General features: G+C 31.8%; 1 protein-coding gene. It reads left to right on the top strand.

The features are described from left to right. Nucleotides 1-660, top strand: a 660-nt coding sequence (locus CN288_RS26845) for a VanZ family protein (protein ID WP_098303548.1), incomplete at its 5' end; no start/stop codon positions are given. Nucleotides 661-694 lie beyond the last annotated feature (34 nt).

The following is a 694-nucleotide window of genomic DNA, read 5'->3' on the forward strand; positions in this document are numbered from 1 at the left end:
TGTATTTCTATTCTTATACTAGAAGTCCTACAAATGGTTACTTTTCTTGGTGGCTTTGACATTGATGATGTAATTGTGAATGCAATGGGTGCTACAATAGGATTTTGTGCATATAAAATAGGATTTCGCTCTAATAATACTTTGAAAAACTTTATTATTACAGGTGTAACAGTATTTATCTTGACATTAGGAGTACTTGTAGTTGTAGGTGAAATTAATAAATCATTAGAAAAGGAACAACAATCCCTAAAAAATGGAACCGTTATAGCGCTAAATCAACTGACAGAAAGTACTGGAGATGTACCGAAAGTTAACAATTCCACTAGCTTTGAAGTGGCTCATAAAAAAATTGAACCTAAATTAAATATGTATAGTAGTAAAGGGACAAATTCTCAGCAATTTAAATACTTGTTAAAAGGTAAGTATGCAAAACTTTCGGGATATCTCGGTATCCCTGATGGTGCTAGCAAACATTCTGGTAAGATAATTATTTCTATTGATGGACAAGATGTACAAACCATTCGATTCTCTGAAGAAAGCATATCTACATTCACAAGTTCTTTTGAGATAGAGCTGAATAAAGCAAATGAACTTAGTATTAAATTTATTGATACAGATGCATTGCTATGGGATGTTAAGCTTACAGAATGGAAAAAATAATGAATTGAAATCCACTAGTTTAGATACTAGGGGG

Origin of the sequence: Bacillus sp. AFS023182, assembly GCF_002560575.1 — a bacterium.
Classification (GTDB): domain Bacteria; phylum Bacillota; class Bacilli; order Bacillales; family Bacillaceae_G; genus Bacillus_A; species Bacillus_A arachidis.